This is a genomic window from Vibrio penaeicida, assembly GCF_030689305.1.
GTDB lineage: Bacteria > Pseudomonadota > Gammaproteobacteria > Enterobacterales > Vibrionaceae > Vibrio > Vibrio penaeicida_B.
The window spans coordinates 482,059-502,428 of sequence record NZ_JAUYVM010000002.1 but is presented as its reverse complement, the minus strand read 5'-3'; the positions used below and the strand labels follow the sequence as shown (position 1 = coordinate 502,428).

Genomic DNA, 20,370 nt, shown 5'->3' with positions numbered 1-20,370 from the left:
TTTACTCCTTACCAATTCCATTGGTCCCAATTACCATCCAACATGGCTGAAAACTGCCCAACGGCTGGTAAACCATCGGTAAAGGTCGAAATAGCCGGAATACTTTCCGATCCTTCCGTCCACCAGAAACACGTTCTTGGAAGTTGCGTTTTCAATAAATGTTGAAGGAGATGATCTCCTTCTAACGGAATTTGTTCTTCGTATATGAGGTTTTGAAACTCACCACTCATTGGGGTCGCTTTTAACACCGGATCGCGAGATAGAACAGCTTCCCACGCTTCGTTTAGCAACTGAGTATTCCATTGCTCTATCTGGAAATTATCCTCAAGTACAGCTAACGCCTGTTCTTCTGCCCTCTCACTCCAAGCTCTATCCAACCAGTATGAAATTGCGGTTCCATCTACAGGTCGAGCCAAAGTGAAAAAGTAGTAACGACCTACCGAATCTACGCTGGGAATCATCGTGCCAATCATGGCTTTTTCCCCACAAACATTGGCGGGTAATGCAAAGTTCCAAATTGGCGCATTCATGTAGTGGCTCGTCCAGCTTTCTTCTAGCTGTTCACGGCTGACAGCTAAAATAGCTTGTTGCCAATCTTGCCAAGTTTTCAAAAAATCCAATGGTAGGGACTCTTGGATGAAGTCCCCTTTTGCTGGAATTTTCCCAAAATAGCCCCATTGCTCTGTTATAAGGTTTGAGGGCATGAGAAACGCTCCATATCGTTCGACCAAAATGGATTAATTGTGCTGGTTGGGATCAGCTCCAATTGCACTTTATTGCCCTTAAGATCAATCATTACGATATTATCTTTTCTTGTTTCAGGGCGTGCTTTTAGGGATTGATCCAGCATTTTATATAGACCCCACTGCCCTTCATAGGTATGCGATATTTCTCGCGAGGAGTTCGGCGGTATAAATATAATGCGCGTTTCTGAGCTGCTTGAAGGCCACGACAAACTTTGTGTCCTTTCCGGTCCATGGCTATAAACCAACTTTTGAGAACCCAGCTCAAGCTTAAACTTTGAGATGTGTTGATCGAGGTATTTCGGTCTCAATCCAAAATCGATTTTGACTGAGTTATCTGATTCGAAAAACGTTTGTCGTATTTTTTCTGCGCGCTGGAATACAACAAGTGTTTCTTGGCTAACGCCGATTTCTTTTTCAAAACGCCAATTACGACCAGATGTATCAACAAACGGTTCCAAGTAGTCAGTGAAGAAACTGTCTAACGTTCCGCCGTAACCAAAGAAGCGTTTGAAATCTTTCAGGTTCACTTCTCGCTTAGCTGCTGGGCTAAACGGATAGCGTCCCTTAATGCTGCGCTCGTACGCCTTCACGACTTGTGATTTCCAAATCTGATTCAGGTGCACCTGTGAGCCTTTTTCTGCCAAGCGTGTTGATTCATGAGACAAACCCACTAACCACCGATTGAATGGTGAAGGTAAGATGGCATTTGTGCGTTTAAGAGAGCGAGCGACGTCTTCAGTCACCGTGCCATCCAAAATGCTCTTGTAAGCCAATTTTTGATTATTACCAGAGCTGGAAAGATCGGCTAAGTACTCACGTAAACCAACCAAAGACTGATTGATTAGCTCAAAGTCTTGCTGCTCAATCTTAACAATGCCTTTAAATGCTCTTTCTACTTCTTTTCCTGGAAGCGAAATCGCAAGGTTTGTATTCTCTGTAGGCATAAAGCGCCCTATGGCATTTTTCTTATTATGCAGAGCGACATCTGCAGCTTTCGTCGCGACTTCCGCTGCTACTTTCTCATTTTGGCTTAGTGAAACTTTTGTAAGCGACACTTCTTTTTGTACCGCTTTCAAGAAGGACTCAATAGGCCTTTCTGAACTCGAAAGTATGCGGCTTTGAATCAGGCTTAACTCTAAGCTTGGGGTCGCTTTAAGAGAGATGTCATTAATTAGAGATTCCCACTCATAAATGTAATCTCGGTAGTATCGCTCGCGTACGCCCTTAACTGCCAAATCATGATCGACAGTATGAATATCAATATTGTCCCCGTAGACCCAGTTATCTTCCATTAAGTTCTTCACTGTACGGCTTATTTGCATTTGGAAAATGCTATGGAAACCATTGAACGTGTAGAAGCCCGGAACACCTGCAGATAGAGGCTTTCCACTCTTTCTTTCAAATTGACTAAGACTCTGAGATCCCAAAACATCCGTAAGCCTGAAAGAAGGTACGTGGCTTTTGATAAACTGTAATTTCATACGCTGGTATGCGCGCTCAGCCAAAGGAAGCTGTGTAAGAACGTTTCTCGCATCTCTTACCGCATCGTGATTAACGTATAACCCTAAATCGTCATTTAGAAGTAGGTTTTTAGTATGCTGCATGAGCGAAGCTCGCTTTTCTTCATTGAACTCCCCTGGGAAATTCTTTTCGAAATAAAGCTCAAACCAACTTTCTACATGAACAAGATCAAATCTCTCTGTATTGAACAACATCAAATAGGTTTTTAGTGTTTCATACAGGTATTCACGGTGCGCTTGATTTTCATTCATTTCTTCAATCAACGCAGATTCTAAAAGCTTAGAAAAGTACCCCTTTAACGCTTGGTGATACGCCGCTTTTGCAGGCTGACCAATCTTGTCACCTTGGTACAAACCAAACTTCTTAATACCATCGACATCTTCGTAGTAACCCGCGTAACCCATAGGTAACTGCATGACTTGATCGAGCAATGCCAATGACTCAATTAGGTTATCTTCAAAGTTAAAGTCAATGCGTTTCACTTGACTGTCGATTTCTGCGATTCGACTGTCTGATTCATTAATGAGTTGCTTATTCCATTGGAAGCTTTGGAACCAAATCGCACCAAATGCCACAACACTGATTAGGCTAAACGCCAACGCGCCGTGTTTCACCCAACGGTTTTGTTTTTGATGATGACGGTTTACGCTGCCAAGGTACTGCTCTTTAAAAATGATGTCTTCAAACAAAGAGCGAATAAAGTAGCTTACCGATTCTTTGGAGCTTGTTTTGAGAGAAAGTTGAGACAGCCCGAGACCCGATGAAGTTTCGTTCATTACGCGGTCTATTGGCATTCCCTCTTGCACTGAACTAACGACAAAAACGCCACGAATCATCGTTGACTCTTCAAAAGCGTTTTTGGCAAAAATGTCACCTAAAAATTCATCAGCATTGGCTTGAAGCATGCGAAGTTGTTTAGGAAATTCAAAAATCAGCGCTCGCTTATCTAGATCGGTTTCTTGCTCAAGACGCTTATTCATGCGCTTATCTAGACTTTCGAGCATGTGATGAAATTCTTTATTGAAAAGAGAGATGACACCTTTTTCGTCATCACAAGATTCGGGGAACATGAACCCAAGTAACTGATCTCTTTCCTCATCTTCTAAATCGGCAAAGTACTCATTAAAGCCTGCAATTAAATCCGCTTTAGTAAACACAATGTAGATAGGAAATTGCATTCCTAACTGATTTTTTAGTTCTTGAATACGTGCTTTGATTGCTCGAGCATGCATTCCTCGCTCAGTGCGAGTTTGGCTCATCAAGCTGACCAAACTAACGGCAACAATTGCTCCATTAATAGGGCGCTTAGTTCTGTATTTCTTAAGTAAACCTAAAAAACCTAACCATGCTTTAGAGTCTTTTTCTGAATGGCTATCTTGAGTTGTATAGCGACCCGCAGTGTCGATAAGTACAGCTTTGTTGGTAAACCACCAATCACAATGTCTCGTTCCACCAATTCCAGAAAGAGGGTCTTGCCCTAAACTGTCAGACAGTGGAAACTCCAATCCAGAATTTGCTAACGCCGTAGTCTTACCCGTTCCTGGAGGACCGATTAAAACGTACCACGGAAGCTTGTATATACTTTGTTTTCCGCGCTTACCGGATTTGTTTAATACTTGGATCGCTTGGTCAATTCGACCTTTTAACAGATCAATCTCCGCTGCCGATTCTTCATCTTCTTGTGCGTTAACTTCAAGTAACGACTGTATGCTTTCGTCTTCTTCTTTTTTCTCTTTCTTTTGTTGACGAATATTAACCACACCCCAGATAAACATCAGACCGAGTAGGACTAGAAATCGCGATGTTTCACTCTTTAAAGGCTCATGACCCGCTACCGCTATCAATGGTCCAACTAGCCAGATCATTAGAGAAAGGGCGATCAAACCGATTAAGCCAACAAACCACTTTTGGCTGACAAATTTACCTACCGCTTTCAAACTCACTGTTCTTCTCCTGCTGCTCTTTGAACCACCATTAAGTCAATCTCGACCCGTCGGTTTTTCGCACGATTTGCCTCTGTATCGTTGTCAACAAGAGGTCTTGCATCCCCCATTCCTTCAGGAATCAATCGACCAACCAAGTTACTACTCGACGCAAGATGATTCGTAACTGAAGTCGCTCGTGCAAGAGATAAATGCCAATTAGATGGGAATTTACTTGTAAAAATGGGTTTATTGTCGGTATGCCCTACAATCATGATTCGACCTTTGGTCCCTTCAAGTGAACGCCCTACTTTGGATAAAACTGGACGAATATGTTGCACTAGTTCGGCACTTCCAGAATCAAATAACTCGTTGGCTGAGAACGAAATCCTCACTCGATCAGGCAACTGTTGAATCTCAACCATCCCACGCTCTGTTTCTGTCGCTAAATAGTCTTGAATACGCTTAGCCACAGGCGCAACGTCTGCCAAAGGTGTTGATTCAGTTATCTCTACAGAAGGGATAAGATTAAGCAGATTTGTAAATGTTTGGTTCGACTCTTCGTTGATTTTGTAATTGAATCCCATATACGTTGCAGCTAGTAGTGCGCCAGCAATAGATAGGGTTACCCATACAGGTGTACTTTCCGTCGTCTCTTCACCGATACGAACCTTATCTTGCCATCCATCACTAAGTACTTTTGGCGGACGCTCGCTCACAGCAGTAATAACATCATGCACTCTTTGTCTAAGACTGCGATGAGATTCAATCCCATTCTTTTCAAGTCGGTATCGCCCAATGAATCCTAAAGACATACAAATATATTGAAGCTGGAGAATATCTAAGCTTTCTGTTGGAGCAGACATGGCTTTGTCGAGGAAATCATAGAATTGCTCACCACCTTGCGTATTTGAGTAAAAAGTAGAGAGTAGTGAATTGTCCACCCAGATAGATTGACCACCCCAAACCGTATTTAAAACGGTTTCATCAATAAGGCAACATAAACAAAACCGCGCTGTATCAATATCTTGGTTACGAGCATTTTGTAAACGTAAGCGCGTTTCATAATCACGAACTTTTTGCACAAACGCATCACGCAATTGTTGTACATCACCATATTGAGCCGTTGCACGAATTTGCCCAACTAAAGACAAAACAACATTGGCTTCAGCAAGGAGCAAATTTTTTCCAAAAGCAATTACGCTTGATGATTTTTCTTCACGAATTACCTTCGTTAGCAATACTGTGCTGTCGCCTTCTTGTGGAGCAGGCGGTGTTGGCGCTGCTGGTGCAGGTTTCGCACCACCTCTTCGCCCTGGAGTGGGCTTCATTACAGTGTCTTCCATCTCTCTACTTCAACTTTATTGGTTAATTGTCCATAACTCGATATCAATACCTGGATAATTGCCAGATATATGAATAGCAAGACCACCACTTTCTTTTAGGCGTTGCCAGTAAGGACCTTTCTTGGTCACTTCAAAATACTGATACCCTGCTTGATAAGGAATTTGCCTAGGCACGACGGTTAATGGTGAAATGGCTATACCATGAAGCTGGTTGTTGATGAGATCTCGTATATTCTCGACAGGACCCAACTTAATTTGCGATGGTAGTTTTGCTCGTAATTCTTCACTAGCAACATCCGCTTTTATCGCTAAAACAAACTGACACTTCGATAAAATATTTTTGTCTGGAATGCTCGATACACGGATTCCATACTGCCTGATTTCAAGTGGTAACTTAGTCGCAGTTTGTTCAAGTACTACGCTTAAATACTGGCTGAGCATTTGGTGAACCACGTGGAAGAGTTCAGCCATATCTCCATGCTTGTATTTAGGGAGTACAGGGGGTCGTTTTGACTTGGTGGAAAATGTCGCGAGTTCACCAATCAAGCCATACAATGCGGTCGTCAATTGAAAAGGATGCAAGTCTGCACACTGGCTGAAATGGCGTAACGTTGTTTCGTGGCGATTTAGCATTTGTAACATAACAAAATCGACCGCAGATGCAGATGCCGATTTACCCTGCCCTAATCTCTGGGCTAGAGCATCTGCACGTATCTTTATCATCGCGACAATATTGTTTAGATATTTATGGATTGTCTCATTTTTATTGGCATTTAAAGAAGGCGGAATAAAATCCTGATCGAGAACAATCGCTCCTTCCGTCGTTACTTCCTTGATCTTTGCCACCCGAATGGAGTGATAACCAGGTAGCTTATCGTTAGTAACTTTTAGCTGGATACGCAGAGAGGCAAGCTGCAAGATTTCTTCATCTTGCCCTGTGACTACATCAGTAACCGACTGATCCGCATAAATATAACGAGTGACCAACTCCTCGGAATCAGAAGCAATGTTTTGTCCGCGCACTTTATCCGCAGGGATTGCTAGTACGATGAACACATCCTTCGCTTCTTGATCAACGTTTAGCGGATTAGGTGAATTATCCTTAACTGGTACATTCACCAAAGTCATGTCTTGCATGATTGCCTGACAGTGCTCTAAATGAAGTTGACCTTCTTTCAATAAGGCATGATTAAATTTTATAGAAGAGACACCCCAAGAATAGGGGGAAAGCAATTGTTGAATTTCTTTCGCCTCAAAATTGATGGCTCTTTCTTGCTGCTGGAAGTGTTGAGGGCGCAAAAACATGCCCTCACACCACGCGATGGGAGAAAAATCACTCATTAAATTAGAAAACCTATTTGTACTTCAGAAATTACTCAACAGCGATTGAAAGTTCACCAATTATTAATTTGTGCTTGTCATATCCCGTCTTATCTACAGGGATAATCTTACGCCAGTTTGCATTTTCAATATCACGGTATGCCGCAATCACACCTACGTATTTAACTTCAGCATTCATGCTAACTTCATAATGCTCTACGCTGCCTGGTGCAAATGTAAATTCTTGCTTGTTAATTAAGTCAGGACCAAGAACAACTTCCGGTTCTTCGTAAAGAGAAAAGAAATCTTGGCTTTCAAAAAGTGTATTTGAAGTCAGTTCATATACATGAATAACGACAGGAGAAGGGCGTCCATTTAGATCTGGGTTCGCTTTATTACTCACTTCGAACTCTAACGTCGCATAAGCCGGAACGACATAATTAGCTACCGAGCAACCCGTAAGCAGAAATGCAAAAAATAAACTTACTATTGATAATTTTGTTTTAATATTCATGTCCTCACCCTTTTTTCAAAGCCATTTCGTATGATTTCGCAAAGTCTTCTAAATAAAATGGAATTGAATTTCCTTCCAGCTCATTTGTTAGATCTAAATACTGTTTTTCGTAATTCTTCCAAAAATTCGCTTGAGTCTTTCCTGGAATTATTTTTTCTAATACGCCATCACCAGCATTCATAGATGAAATGTAATCTGGATTAAGCAAGCCCATAACACCTTTAACTGCGCCATCTACCCCTTGCATTAACGCTTTCTCGTGCTTTTCTATATCATCAAACGCTTCTTGGATTGCATTTTGTGGTCCGAGAAAACTTGAAGAGTTTCGATTATATAAATTATGTATTGCGTCTTCTAAATTTGCGGAAAACTTAAGCGGGTTGTTTTCATGTCGCTGAAATGCAGTATGGTTCAATCGGTTGGTTTGCTTGAATTCAGCACGATGATGAAGCGTGTCCATTAAGCCACCTAGTAGCAGTGAAAATGACTCTCCCAATTGTTTGAACCACTCATCAGAATGTTGAGTTGGAACCATATTTCGAGATATTCCCAGACCACTTAAAAATGCATCCAACTCATTGGAGTTGGCTTGCGAGTTTACTTGAAGAGGTGAATCTGGTGCTCTCTGCGGTTGACTTGGACGTGGAGCCGATCTGCCCGGTATTGGTCGTTCGATTTCGTTACTTGGTGTAGGAGAAACAGGCTGCGGATTTGACCGAGCTTGTAATACCGCCTCTTCTTTTTCAATGACCTTGTTCTGTACAGGTGATTCTTGAAGAGATGAACGAGCTTGCGTAGACTGTGCATGCTGCACATTTTCAGCAACGGGTGTGTCTCCCACTAACTCATTGGTTACGTGGGTTTCAGACAAATTGAAGAAATCGTCCGTAAGACCAATATCACTTTCGAAAACAGGCTCATTGGACAAGCTATTTACAAAATCATCTTGGAATTTATTATTCACCACTTCAGACTCGAATGGTTTTGATTGTTCAAAACTGCTTATGTCTGATTGACCAAAAATATTATGGTTATCGGTGTCATTATGAAAGTGAAGTGTATCTTGAGCACTGGATTTAAGTTCTACTAATATTTCATACTCACCAAACGTAATGATATCGTTATCATTAAGTTTTATTTCATTGCCACTACCAACTGGAGTTACTGACCTATTAATAAATAAGCCATTTGTTGATAGATCTCTTATTAAATAATCCTCGCCAAATCTAATTAATTCGGCGTGAACACTAGAAACCACTCTTTCTGGGTCAGGTAATATCCAATCACAACTTTCTGCTCGCCCGAGCTTAATTGAATCTTTGACATTATTATCACTAAATTCAAATTCGCTCTGTATTTCAGATGTGAATTTATGAAAGCTGTTTATAGACAGCACTATTCCCATAATAACCTCAAACCAACATTCTATAAATTTTAGTTTTATAAAAAAGAATAAACAGTTACTCTCATTATCAATGATAGATATAACAATAACATGCCAATTAAATTAGCCTGAACTATGATTAAAATAACTATTAATTTGAAATGTATTTTGCAACGAAAAATGATTTATACAGCGCAGTTCAAATTTTAAAAAATATTCACTTCACCAATTTTCTTTTGACTGTTATCTAAGCCGAAACTTTCGTTCGTAGTAATTGTTTCGAAATTCTGGGTGCCTAACCTTACTGACATTCAACTTGGAGTTCGCTAGATGTCAAAAGATAAACTTCCCCCTAAAGAGCCGACAAAACCACAAGATGGTGATCGCACTCAAATTGTTAAGATGGATCGTAAACCTAATGTTCCTTCGCCAAAAGCGAAAGAACCTTCTAAAACGTCAAGTAAGCCGGATCCGAAAAGCAAGGTAGAACCAACGCCCAAACCTTCAGAAACAAAGACTACTCCCGCAGTCTCTAAGTCAACCGATAAAGACGTAACAGTAAGCCCTGTATCCTCAAAATCACCAACCAAACCACCGCAAGCTAAAGCAACAAACACTCAAAATGTTTCAAACGCCGAAAGCCTAGTTGGTACTCTTGTTAAAGGGCGTTACAAGCTAGAAGCCTTGATTGGTCATGGCGGGTTGTGTGATGTGTACCGTGCCAAAGACAAAGTATTGGAGTCTTCGGGCTCTGAGTCTCCGTATGTAGCTTTGAAGATTCTGCAAAAAGAGTACACAAGCCAACCTGAAACAGCACGGATGCTGATTCGAGAAGCGCAAAACACTCAGAAACTAAGCCACCCCAATATCATCCGAGTGTTTGATTTTGGGGTCGATCAACAAATTTACTATCTCGTAATGGAGTACCTTGATGGGGAAACTTTAGAACAGCTGATCCAGCGTTCCCGCCCATCAGGTTTACAATATGGAAAAGCGCTCGCGTTATTGGATCAAATTCTAGACGCACTTCATTACGCGCATCATCAAGACATAGTGCATGCCGATCTGAAACCTGCGAACATCATGCTTAACTCTGATGGTCAGATCAAAATATTTGATTTTGGTGTGTCAAAGACTTTTAAATTAAAACAAGACCAATACGCTGCTGCTCGTAAAGAGACTAACGACAATGTCGGTGGATACACACCTAATTATGCCTCCATTAATCTCATTGATGGCAAAGACCCCAAGCATACCGATGATCTGTTCGCTTTTGCCTGTATCGCCTACGAGCTCCTAAGTTGCAAACATCCTTATGGTCGCAAACCCGCAAATATTGCTTTGAAAGAAAATTTAAAAGCAAAAAAACCGGACAATATGCCAGCCACAAAGTGGAAAGCGATCAACGATTACCTCGATCTAGAGAGCGATCCAAAACTCGACTCGGCTGAGAAAGTAAAGAGCTACTTGCATAAAAACCACACTCCAGCAATTGCAGCTGGAGTGGCTATTATAGGACTCATCGGACTGCTAGGCTACGGTTACGGTCAAATGACAACCGAAATCGAGCTTCATAAAGCTCGTATCAGCCAATTAGAAACGAGTATCCATAACCATGATAATCTGCTTGAGACATCGCATAGCGAAGTCATAAAACTGATAGACAGTAAGCCAAGCCATCATGACGTAATCTCGCAAGGGCTTTTGCGCCACCATAAAGACGCGATTATCTCTGAATTTGAAACTCAGATAGACGAAATCTTAAACGACAGAGAAAGCTCGTATCCGAACTACTACGCTATAGAAAAGGTTTTGGTAGAGGCTAAAAAGTACTACCCAGACTCTCATGAATTGGAAACAATTGTCGCTGACATTCGCTCGAGTAAATTATCGACCCTCTCTGTATTGGCACAGCGAATTAATACTCACCTTGAAAAAGGTCGTTATAGTAAAGCTGACAAAAAAGACAATGTTTTCAAGTTGTTCCTTGATCTGCAAACCATCAATTCAGATTATCAATTCAAACCATCTTCACTGGCTAATGACGTTTACGGTTCAAAATTTGAAACCGCACTTAAAGATAAAGATACGGTCACCCTTTCCGAACTCATCGCGGTTGGCAACACTCTTTTTGAAAGTGTAGAACAACACAAACCGCTGCTTCAAAAAGGCAATGAAATGTCTTCTGCTATCGAAGCTCTAAGCGCCTATCAACTGAGTTTAGACTCGGGTAACACATTACCGTACCCGTACGAAGCAGCTCGCGTTCTATATGTAGAAGAATTGAGTACATTACGTTCTTCACTCGATGCGTCCAACACAATTAAAGAACTGGATAACCTAGTCGGAAGCATCGATAATTTTGCAACAAAAGTACCTGGTGACTTTAGAGACGTTGCGAAGCTAAGGTCCGATACCGCGAATCGCTACTTGGAACTGTCTGACTTATTGCTGAATAAGAGAAAGGCTTCGCAGGCAAGAGCTGCAATGAAAAAAGCCAATGAATTATTGCAGAAAGTTGAGCAGTCCAAGCAAGGTGGTTAGTTTTGGAAAACTTATTCAAATTAATCAACGAAGCGAAGCAGACCAACACATTGGTGACGGATAGATACGGAAATCACTTTCTATTGCTTCCAAAAGAAGTGGTTCCTGCCGATGCGTCAGAATTTGCGGATAGAGTAAACGCGAAGCAATGGTTAAACATGTCTTCGGTTAGGCGTGTTAACTATCACGCTCTGTTTAATCAGGTATCCACTTCAAACCAATTAACTGTAGGTGTGTTCGACTTGGAATCTTCACTCAATCAGCTGCATCTTAAATTGGACAGAGGTGATATTGTCGCTCTCAACTTAGGTAGAAATCACTAGGTCAGTTCTCTTTCGTAGCGTATGAGCCAGATGGTAAATCTGGCTCATTTTTCTTAGCCTTTTAATTAGCGCCCTACTTCTTCCACGGATATAACTAAGATAAAGCTCAGTATTTCCCTCGAAATTCTAAAGAAAAGAACAGACTTTTATAAACCAGCGTCAAAAACCTGTTGTTCACCTGTATCAGTTCAAAAAATTGACCTTTCAAAATCCTCAGTTCTGTAATTTGTCATTATTTCTGCAATATTATCGACTAAAGTTAAGCCCCATCCTTAGGAAGAGGATGTCTTAAGCAGGTAATTGCTCATTTTGTTTGTATCATTTTTAAGATCGATATATCTTACTGATGATCTAGTAAGCTATTATTGAGCTAATAGAGTAATTTTTATGACTTTCTAGATAATTCAATATTATTATAAATATCAATAAAATTTAGCAACATAACGTAGTACAATAAATATCAATACTGTTGTGTTGTTTTTCTAAGCGAATTATGGAACGAGGAAAGCACTTGTTTACGTGCTATTGCATTTCAATGACAAATATAAAACCAAGGATGTTAGTGCGCTTTTTAAGCATCTTCGCAATAGCTATGTTGCAATTATTACTTTCAGCTGGTGCATCCGCATCTGTATTCCCCATCGAAGTGACAGGGGAAGAAAATGGCAAACGCCTTACCGGGCGATACCTTCTTTGGCACGATGCTTCGGGCAAAGCGGACATTAAAGACGCTATTCAATCTTTTGAGAATCAAGAGTTCAAGCCGCTAAGTACTAAGGGGTCTACTGGTTTGCAGCCAGGTGCCTTTTGGAGTATTTTTGCGCTGACCAATACAAGTGATGAAAAAATCACTCTCAATTTGGAATATATTGACCACCAACTCATCTACTTAGAAGCTTACCAACGCTCTGTTTCCAGTAATCATTATTCTATGATTGCAAACCAATTTTTAGGTAACTCATTCTCTGAAAGATTAGTTCCGCATCTGAGGTTTGTCGTTCCTGTTACTTTGGAACCTAACCAAACATATCAATATATTTTCCGGTACGGATCTGATGGTCAAGGGTATGTTTTCCCAGACATGCGCATCTGGTCTTCAGATAACCTAAACTATAGTCAAGCGGTTGAAATTGCACTTATTTCGGTTGGTATTGGTAGCCTACTTCTTATGGCATTAACGTCATTTGTTGTTGGTGGTGCCTCTGGCGACAGGGTTTACATTGCGTACGGTGTCTATGCCATCGCCAAAATATTCACTTGGCCAACCATTCTGGGCTTCACCCACATGTTCATCTTGCAAGACAATTTTCATTGGAGCTTGATGTCGTTAGGTGGCGCAATTTCAATTATGACTGGCATTATCTTTGTCCGTTCAATGCTCCAAACGAAAGATAAAACCCCAAAGCTGGATTGGGTGCTTCGTTTTATGATTTTGAATGCATTCCTACTGGCTTTAGCAGCACTGTTTAGGGAAACAACCTACTCCGTAGTCCTTATTACTATCGCATTACTGCTCTACCCTTTTATGGCTGTTGCCGGCATTATTCGCTGGATCCAAGGGTCTTTAGTCTCTGCCATCTACACCGTTGCATGGGGTATTTTAGTTGCAGGGCTTTTTGCGCAAGCGATGAGGGATTTAGGTTACGTAGAGCATAACTTCGCGACGTATTATTGGCCAGTGATTGCCTCTTTCAGTGAGATGGGAGTAATCCTAATAGCGATGGGAATTCGCTTGCTACAACTTCGTAAACGAAAAGACAACGCTGAAACCTTATATCGTCGTCAGTTGGAGCGAGCTAAATATGAGCTTGAAATGCTGGTTTCTGAACGCACACAAGCATTAGAGCAAGAAAAGCAAAGAGCGGAAATTGAAGCAAGAACCGACCCTCTTACAGGTATTAGTAACCGTCGTAGCTTTATGAAACTCGCAGAAGAGTCATTTGACCGAAGCATGTTAGAAACGAAACCTTTGGCAGTTGTCATGTTTGATTTGGACCACTTCAAAGAAATCAACGATCGCTTTGGTCACTCTACCGGAGATAAAGCACTCAAGCTTTTTGCCAGCACAATTTCAGGCAATATTCCCGACAACGCCATTTTTGGTCGATTGGGCGGCGAAGAATTTTGCATGGTATTCCATGGCGATCAAATGATGGCGATGGATATTTCAGAGTTTCTGCGTAGTACGATTGAAAACATATCCATAGACAACGGTGAAAGACAAGTTCGCTTTACCACCAGCGTCGGTATCTCTGTTTTGGATAACGAAAAACACATCGATCAACTGATTACAAATGCAGATAAGGCGCTATACAGAGCGAAATACTCAGGAAGGAATAAAGTCGTCGTTGATTAGAGTCTGTTAATCTAACCTTACTCAGCGATCAAACCTCTACAAATGTCCAAGCCCCTACACATATCAAATGCGTAGGGGCTATTTTTTTAACCTCAGATTGAATTATTCATCTCTCTAATAGAAATCTTTATTTCCATCCAGTGGCTTGGCGAGGTAGTCAAAATCTCGCTTCCAAGACCAGTTTGGCGTAGACGATATGATTCTTTCCATTTTACATTTCTCGGTTTGATTTTCTTTTAAGCACCACGATGTGGGTTCTGGTACGGAAGCCTTGTTCATCATATGACGGTAGTCAGAAACCGCTTTGTAAACCAATCTTCGTGCTTTATTTAAACTTCCAAGGGGCTCCCACTCACCCACGGCTCTCCAAGGATTCATAGAAACGTTTTCACAAAATTCAGATTGCTCAGGGCTGTTTATCAACTGAGGCGGAATATAAACCGTCGCAATTGGGATAAAGGGAGATGCCTTCTCAGACCAAATTACCGTCGCATCATCAATCGGCATGTAATGGCCAGTAAGCTTCTCTTGCACCATGAATTCAAAGCACGCGTCTCCATTTAAAAGTTGATTTTGGAGTTGGGTGTTTAAATAGTTTTCAGGCGATTTATCCACCTTTGATGGAAACTCCATTCCTTTACACGGTCTTGTAGAAAACTTGATCGCATTACTTCCCAGTTGGTAAGGAAGCATAGAGAAATACTGAGCGTCTAACGGGGTGTTAATTACCGTAGTCACGGTTTGAACAGCGCGGTAAAACTGTTTGGGATGAAACCTAGGGGGAAAGATACTGATAAACCACTTCGTGCGCTCAAACTTCGCTAAAAAGAGCATGTCCTCTGCGTAATCAAAAATATTGCGGTTAAAAAAAGCAGGGACGTTGGTCATGATAAAATCTTGATTCCCAGAATGTCCCAACTCGGGGGCTATTGGGTCCCCTTCAACATTCATGACTTTGATTGCCATGCCGCGAGCATCGCCCTTTTTATCAGCCTGAACGAGCATGTCACCGTTAGAAAAACGGATCCAGCTTGGGTACTCGTGCCCTACCTTGCTAAACAAGCTTTGCTGGAATCTTTCTGGAATATCGGGGTTCACAGTAAATGTGGCTCGCACACACCCCGTCGCTTTCGCGTGAGCATCTCGCCTGTACGGCCTTCCGTTATACTCTTCTGCACGGCGCGAAATTTCGCGCGCACTTATGATTGAGGATTGCACCGCATCGAGTTCAGGTTGCGACATTCCCATTTCAGTAGACATTTCATCCATCGAAATAGAGGAATAAGAAACCAAAGCCGCTGCCACACCTAAGTAAATTGACGTTAATTTAGCCATTTAGTGCACCTCCAAGGGATGGCTTTTAGCCGATTCGAATCGCGCTTCACAGGCTCTTTGTTCAGACTCGAAATAAGGCGCTTCTACATACTGATTCCAATGTTGAGGATCGCCCTCTAACGCCAGATCATAATCCGGATTTCCCAGCACCTTTAAGTACTCAAGCAGTTCCATTCTTTCTTTAACGCTCAGTAATGTGCCTATCCGACCAGTAACATCTGCATCGGTAAACAAGTGCCCCTTATTGCCATTACCATCGATTTTTGTGTCGTGTAAGAAGGCACCTTGCTTGATATCTGTCACGTAACCTAGGTGAATAGGGTCGTACTCTCGATTTCCAACATAGAAAGTTTTAGGTCGTTCACTTTGCGGAGAAAGTAAGTGATAAATAGAAGGAACCGAACCATTATGTAGGAATGGAGGCGTTGCCCAAACACCATGAAGCGGTCTCGATTTATAGGCTCGCTTATTTGCTATTCGGAAAGGGATGTTTAAGCCGTCGTACTCGGGGATCAGAGACTTATCAATATGGTCGTCTTGGTACAGTTTCGGAATCAATCTATTCAGTAAAATCTGTAAGCCATCTCCCGCATTGACAGGAGCAGAGTCAGGAATAATTTTACTCGCATCGTATTTGTGATCCATGTAGTTATTCGCCGCTGTTGCGTCTGTCCCGATGATTTTGGTATCAATCCACGGTAACGCCCACACCACCTCACGCCAGTCCTGACGGATCGCTCTACCCGCTTCATAGGTAATATCGCCATCCATGTCCCATTGCCAGTTCACATCATTTTGGTGAGCTGGGTTCGCTCCTTCATGAGATGCTACCGGCCACTGATACGATTCTGAACGATGAGGACCATGGCAAAACTCGCAGCGTTCGCGAAATAAGTTCTTTCCTTGTGTCGCCATAGCAATATCGATATCGCCGAGGATCTCTTCAGGCCATCTAGGCGGTTCTAGCGTTCTCAATTTGCCTTCAATACAATGCATTCCCGGCAAATCAATGACCGTTTCGCCAAACTCGTCCGATGTAAGGAGTTCACCATTATCATTAACCAATTTGATTGGCGCTAAAACCCCCAAACTCTCGCCAATATTTCGAGCCATCGGCTGGTTGGTAAATCCCGTGTATTGCACCCAATCAAATCGCCACATATCCCAGAGAAAAGGATAACTTACAGGGGCATCTGCGATTCGTAGGTTGCTGGGTTCATCTAGGTCGTAGCCAAACACTACATTCCCGATTCGGCCTACCGCGTCTGTTCTTCCTCGACCTTCTTCAACGGGATAGAACTTAGGGTTACCTGCTGTTTTAGCAAAACCATATCCTTTTACGAGAAAGGCTTTTAGCTCCTTTCTTAGCTTCATACGCTTATCCATATCTTCCCCAACAACGCGGTCGGCAAAGCGATTAAACTTAAAAGGGTCGGCATAAGTAAGAAAGGCAGAAGCGCCCAAAGACAAGATAAACTCACCCTGTTTTACATTTGAAATGCTGTGAAGTGCTTGTCCACCATCGACACGGAGCGCCTTTCCTTGGTAATGCAACTCACCGGTGTGGCAAGCCGCACACGTAATGTCCAGTTTTTCACGCTGCGTTTTTGGATCGATGTGCCTCCCGAAACCGATGGGTAAATTTCCGGGGTTCATGACGCTGGGCTGCTGACCAGGGTCCACGATAAACCCCCAACCTCTCATGTTATCGGTACTTGCTAGCATCCCTCTCGATAAAGGCATTTCGAGGTTCACTAACCAACTGTATTCTAAGCCAAGAAGTTCCGTTCCTTGAGGAGTAAAATAATAGGTTTCTCTATCATTTTCAGTCCACCCTTTGTTCAAATAATGAACTTCATTCACGGTCTCCACCGTCAAGTTAGGTGCTAAATACGCTTTAACCTGAAAATAGATAACAGCCAAAACGAAGATTGAAAATATCGAAACTCTAACCCATTTAGGGCCAATGGAAAGCCAGAGGTTCCATAACGCCTTTATAACCCCCAGCCCCCACTTGTATACTTTTAGTAAGAGCCTTAACACAACTCGGAACATCGCCTTTAGTGCTGTTAGTAGCGCTTTAAAAAGCCATTTAAACGGCAGAATAAGCCACTGAACTGTTTTTTCTAATTGCACATTGTTTTCCTGACATTGATAAATTGCCTGAAACAACAATGTTAATAAACATTAACAAAACACGCAGTAATTTAGCGCCAAAAGGAGATCTCACTATCGCTTTATGCCTTTTAATGCCTAGTATTTACACATTTAGCTCACCCCTTTACCTCCCTAGCCAATCAATCCCAAAACACCCACTGGTAAAAGAAGAATCCATTGAGGAAGAGAAAATAGAAGGTTAGGCAAATGTAAACGCCACGCCACCCAGAGAAAAAGAAGCGCAAACAAAATGTATTGAACGGAAATAAACATAACGCCAATATCCATGTTGGGCTTGTACGCCGAGAAAATTAACCAGACTCCGGATGAAAAGAGCACAATCGTCACCATGTGCCAACACGCATACATTGTACTTTTAACACTGGTTTTCATGTCTGTTAGTAGAAATGGACGCACTGGATCGTAATGCCCTGCTATTAAATGTACGAAAGCGCAAAAAATAGCCATGACTCCCGCCCCTAACCACCAGTAATTTGCAATATTCATATTCTTTCCCTTCTAAAGACTAAACCGAACCTTTGCTTGTGCCACTTGGCAAATTTGTAGGTAGCCATACAAAACTCGCTCATAAAACAACACGTCCGCCCGAGGGTTGAACGGCATTTTTTCATTGTGATGCGCTTTGTATGCGATCTCGAAACCTTGTTCCATATAGTGATCATGTTCAGCAAAATCGAACCCTTGCTCCGAGAAAATTTTAGATTTCCAGTTAACAAAATCTGGGAATAACGCATTAAACGCATCCAGTTCTGTAGGGCATGCATGCTGAACATAAAAATGAGCGCCTAGCGTTTTCACCATGGCGATGTCTTTATCACGGTAAGCTTTGAGTAAAAGAAGAAAGTTATCTGCGACTTCCCTTTCTATTGGGTAGGTGCTGCCAAAATCGATCACGTGTACGGTGAGATCTTTCGAGATGAGGAAATTGCCAATGTTCGGATCGGCATGAAAACGTTGCCCGTTCTTTAAACTATTGATAAACAAATCCGTCAGTTTTTGGCATACAACGTCCCTATCCGCTTTAGAGGGTTCGGATTCCAACCACTTATCTAAATGAATGCCTTCAACATAATGGGTGGTAAACACTTTGGATGTACACAAATGATCAACTGGCTTCGCGGTTTCTACACCTTCAATGCCGTCGGTTGAAAAAGCCTGTGTTTGTTCCAATTCATGTAAATAGTCGACCTCTTCAAGCAAACTCGCTTCAATATGAGGTAGAAGCTCACGAAAATCGTATTCCTTAGGCAGAAGTTTAATAAGGTGTTTGAGCGTAGCCATATCAGAGCGGATCGTTTCATCAATCCCGGGGTACTGTATTTTTACCGCAAGCTGGTTCCCCTCTTTATCCGAAGCAAGGTGCACTTGCCCAAGGCTAGCAGCGGCAAATGGAGCGGTCGAAAAGCTGGAGAAGATCTTTTCCGGATAGTCACCAAATTGGTCCTTAATCACCTTTCTCACCAAGGCTCTGTTGATACCCGGCACTTGATAACAGGCTTTGGAAAGCTCCTTTCTTATCGATTCAGGAATATAGACCTGATTCATACAAAGCATTTGCGCTACTTTCAATCCAGTACCGCGTAATTTCGTTAACGCACCAAACAGTATCTTCGCGACTTCTTCATCGACTATCTCTACGTTTTCACTAGACCTAGCCGATGCTAACCCCGCAAATTTCTTGGCTTTCTGGGTGAGCTTTTTGGCTCCTGCTTTCACAGCGGCTTCGACGACAACGGAGCTACGGCTCAATTTTCCTGTTGGAATATCTGTCATGTGGTTACCTCCGCTTAATGGTGCGAACGGTATTCATCGCTTTGGTTAAATAATCAAACCCAGAGAATAAGTGGTGTCGGAATAGGAACGAAACCATGTCGCTCGCTTTACTCATCACGCCACTCTCTAGAACAGACATCGCAAGCGCGAGGCTCAAATCAATCAACTGTGTGGTTTGAGTAAACTCCTCGGAGTCGTCTTTAAGCCAATAGACAAGAACACCTACGTAGTAGTCCCAAAATAAAGATGAAAGAAAGCTGCTACCAGGCTGGGGAACCAATTCCTCATTTTCATAAGCAGTATGCAGATACCCTTCAAATGTTTCTGAAATTTGATTTTTAACTGGGGACATGGCACCAAATTTGGCTAACGGAGAAAGAAACGCCAGCTCAAATGCTTCTTCCACAAACTCGCGATTAGATAGCAGTAGGCTTAAATGGGTTTCAAGAAATAGCTGAACTTTTTCGTTTAGCTTGTACTCATGAAAATCGGGGGTTTGATTCAATTCTTCTATCGTGTCTTCCACGATGCATTCAAAGTACCCATATAGGATTTTTTCTTTATTGGGGAAGTAATTGTAGATAGTGGCATCACCCACTTCCGCCGCCTTTGCAATTTTACGCATCGACACATTTTTAAAGCCATCGTCCGACATTAGCTCTACCGCTGCGTTGATGATCTTTCTTCTCACCTCAGCTTTCTTTTCTTTCATTTTCATCATAATCACCACAAAACCGAAAACACTATGGATAAAATATGATCAATAAGTGATTTTGTCTATAGTGTTTTCAATTTATTGTTTGTGACTTAAAAAAGAAAATGACACCTGTTTGAATTTACAACTCATAAACATTTGATTTTAAGACCTAACATAATGATGACATTAGACATTTATCCCTATGCAACAATTCACACCATCACCAAACAGTTTGAATTAGTCACAAACTGTATTCATCCCTAATTGAGACTCAGAGCCCTTTGCTCTAGCCCGCTTTATGCGGGCTTTTCTTTATCTCCCCTATTCCGTTTCTTGTTCTTTATCGCGAATCCAAATCGAAAGCTGCAAACACTCTAATTATTCAGTTCTGGTTTACCGGCCGCATTGTTT

The 20,370-nt window shown here is 41.9% G+C and carries 14 protein-coding genes; 3 read left to right on the top strand and 11 right to left on the bottom strand.

Annotated elements, in window-relative coordinates:
• Nucleotides 1-8: 8 nt before the first annotated feature.
• From tagF to tagH, 6 genes are read right to left on the bottom strand one after another with little or no spacing between them, the layout of a single operon-like run.
• On the bottom strand, nucleotides 9-704 hold the full coding sequence (tagF, locus tag Q8W40_RS05335) for a type VI secretion system-associated protein TagF (protein ID WP_305396200.1): 696 nt from the start codon (nucleotides 702-704) through the stop codon (nucleotides 9-11).
• On the bottom strand, nucleotides 686-4,210 hold the full coding sequence (gene tssM / locus Q8W40_RS05330) for a type VI secretion system membrane subunit TssM (protein WP_305396199.1): 3,525 nt from the start codon (nucleotides 4,208-4,210) through the stop codon (nucleotides 686-688). The genes tagF and tssM overlap by 19 nt, the downstream gene beginning before the upstream one ends.
• Nucleotides 4,207-5,535 (bottom strand): type VI secretion system protein TssL, long form, encoded by a 1,329-nt coding sequence (tssL, locus tag Q8W40_RS05325; RefSeq protein ID WP_305396198.1) that lies wholly within the window; start codon nucleotides 5,533-5,535, stop codon nucleotides 4,207-4,209. Before tssL ends, tssM begins: the two co-directional genes overlap by 4 nt.
• A 15-nt stretch (nucleotides 5,536-5,550) precedes the next feature.
• Entirely contained in the window at nucleotides 5,551-6,876 is a 1,326-nt protein-coding gene (tssK, locus tag Q8W40_RS05320; protein ID WP_305396197.1) for a type VI secretion system baseplate subunit TssK, read from the bottom strand.
• A gap of 31 nt (nucleotides 6,877-6,907) precedes the next feature.
• Entirely contained in the window at nucleotides 6,908-7,369 is a 462-nt protein-coding gene (gene tssJ, locus Q8W40_RS05315) for a type VI secretion system lipoprotein TssJ (RefSeq protein WP_305396196.1), read from the bottom strand.
• Between the two features lie 4 nt (nucleotides 7,370-7,373).
• Nucleotides 7,374-8,774, bottom strand: coding sequence for a type VI secretion system-associated FHA domain protein TagH (gene tagH / locus Q8W40_RS05310; RefSeq protein WP_305396195.1), 1,401 nt, complete (start codon nucleotides 8,772-8,774; stop codon nucleotides 7,374-7,376).
• 309 nt (nucleotides 8,775-9,083) lie between these two features.
• Here tagH and Q8W40_RS05305 point away from each other — a divergent pair, with 309 nt between their 5' ends.
• The 3 genes from Q8W40_RS05305 to Q8W40_RS05295 all read left to right on the top strand — a co-directional run bounded on the left by Q8W40_RS05305 (nucleotide 9,084) and on the right by Q8W40_RS05295 (nucleotide 13,976).
• Complete coding sequence (locus Q8W40_RS05305) at nucleotides 9,084-11,297, top strand: serine/threonine-protein kinase (protein WP_305396194.1); 2,214 nt, start codon at nucleotides 9,084-9,086, stop codon at nucleotides 11,295-11,297.
• Between the two features lie 2 nt (nucleotides 11,298-11,299).
• Nucleotides 11,300-11,620 (top strand): hypothetical protein, encoded by a 321-nt coding sequence (locus Q8W40_RS05300; protein WP_305396193.1) that lies wholly within the window; start codon nucleotides 11,300-11,302, stop codon nucleotides 11,618-11,620.
• Nucleotides 11,621-12,212: 592 nt separating this feature from the next.
• Nucleotides 12,213-13,976 carry a sensor domain-containing diguanylate cyclase gene (locus Q8W40_RS05295; RefSeq protein WP_305396192.1) on the top strand — a complete coding sequence of 588 codons (1,764 nt, stop codon included), beginning with the start codon at nucleotides 12,213-12,215 and terminating at the stop codon, nucleotides 13,974-13,976.
• A gap of 114 nt (nucleotides 13,977-14,090) precedes the next feature.
• Here Q8W40_RS05295 and Q8W40_RS05290 read toward each other — a convergent pair whose 3' ends face one another.
• From Q8W40_RS05290 to Q8W40_RS05270, 5 genes are all read right to left on the bottom strand, one after another.
• Nucleotides 14,091-15,311 carry a catalase family protein gene (locus Q8W40_RS05290; protein ID WP_305396191.1) on the bottom strand — a complete coding sequence of 407 codons (1,221 nt, stop codon included), beginning with the start codon at nucleotides 15,309-15,311 and terminating at the stop codon, nucleotides 14,091-14,093.
• A complete protein-coding gene (locus tag Q8W40_RS05285; protein ID WP_305396190.1) occupies nucleotides 15,312-17,447 on the bottom strand; it encodes a di-heme-cytochrome C peroxidase in 2,136 nt (711 codons plus the stop codon).
• Nucleotides 17,448-17,600: 153 nt separating this feature from the next.
• Entirely contained in the window at nucleotides 17,601-17,975 is a 375-nt protein-coding gene (locus Q8W40_RS05280) for a hypothetical protein (protein ID WP_104399849.1), read from the bottom strand.
• A 12-nt stretch (nucleotides 17,976-17,987) separates the two neighbouring features.
• Nucleotides 17,988-19,262 (bottom strand): ABC1 kinase family protein, encoded by a 1,275-nt coding sequence (locus Q8W40_RS05275; RefSeq protein ID WP_305396189.1) that lies wholly within the window; start codon nucleotides 19,260-19,262, stop codon nucleotides 17,988-17,990.
• A 4-nt stretch (nucleotides 19,263-19,266) separates the two neighbouring features.
• Nucleotides 19,267-19,980 carry a TetR/AcrR family transcriptional regulator gene (locus Q8W40_RS05270; RefSeq protein ID WP_305396188.1) on the bottom strand — a complete coding sequence of 238 codons (714 nt, stop codon included), beginning with the start codon at nucleotides 19,978-19,980 and terminating at the stop codon, nucleotides 19,267-19,269.
• Nucleotides 19,981-20,370 lie beyond the last annotated feature (390 nt).

Bases quoted from the DNA above. Each gene is read 5' to 3' on its own strand.
- tssL (WP_305396198.1), bottom strand. From the start codon at position 5,535: ATGGAAGACACTGTAATGAAGCCCACTCCAGGGCGAAGAGGTGGTGCG.
- tagF (WP_305396200.1), bottom strand. From the start codon at position 704: ATGCCCTCAAACCTTATAACAGAGCAATGGGGCTATTTTGGGAAAATT.
- Q8W40_RS05295 (WP_305396192.1), top strand. From the start codon at position 12,213: ATGTTGCAATTATTACTTTCAGCTGGTGCATCCGCATCTGTATTCCCC.
- Q8W40_RS05270 (WP_305396188.1), bottom strand. From the start codon at position 19,980: ATGAAAATGAAAGAAAAGAAAGCTGAGGTGAGAAGAAAGATCATCAAC.
- Q8W40_RS05280 (WP_104399849.1), bottom strand. From the start codon at position 17,975: ATGAATATTGCAAATTACTGGTGGTTAGGGGCGGGAGTCATGGCTATT.
- Q8W40_RS05290 (WP_305396191.1), bottom strand. From the start codon at position 15,311: ATGGCTAAATTAACGTCAATTTACTTAGGTGTGGCAGCGGCTTTGGTT.
- tssK (WP_305396197.1), bottom strand. From the start codon at position 6,876: ATGAGTGATTTTTCTCCCATCGCGTGGTGTGAGGGCATGTTTTTGCGC.
- tagH (WP_305396195.1), bottom strand. From the start codon at position 8,774: ATGGGAATAGTGCTGTCTATAAACAGCTTTCATAAATTCACATCTGAA.
- Q8W40_RS05275 (WP_305396189.1), bottom strand. From the start codon at position 19,262: ATGACAGATATTCCAACAGGAAAATTGAGCCGTAGCTCCGTTGTCGTC.
- tssJ (WP_305396196.1), bottom strand. From the start codon at position 7,369: ATGAATATTAAAACAAAATTATCAATAGTAAGTTTATTTTTTGCATTT.
- Q8W40_RS05305 (WP_305396194.1), top strand. From the start codon at position 9,084: ATGTCAAAAGATAAACTTCCCCCTAAAGAGCCGACAAAACCACAAGAT.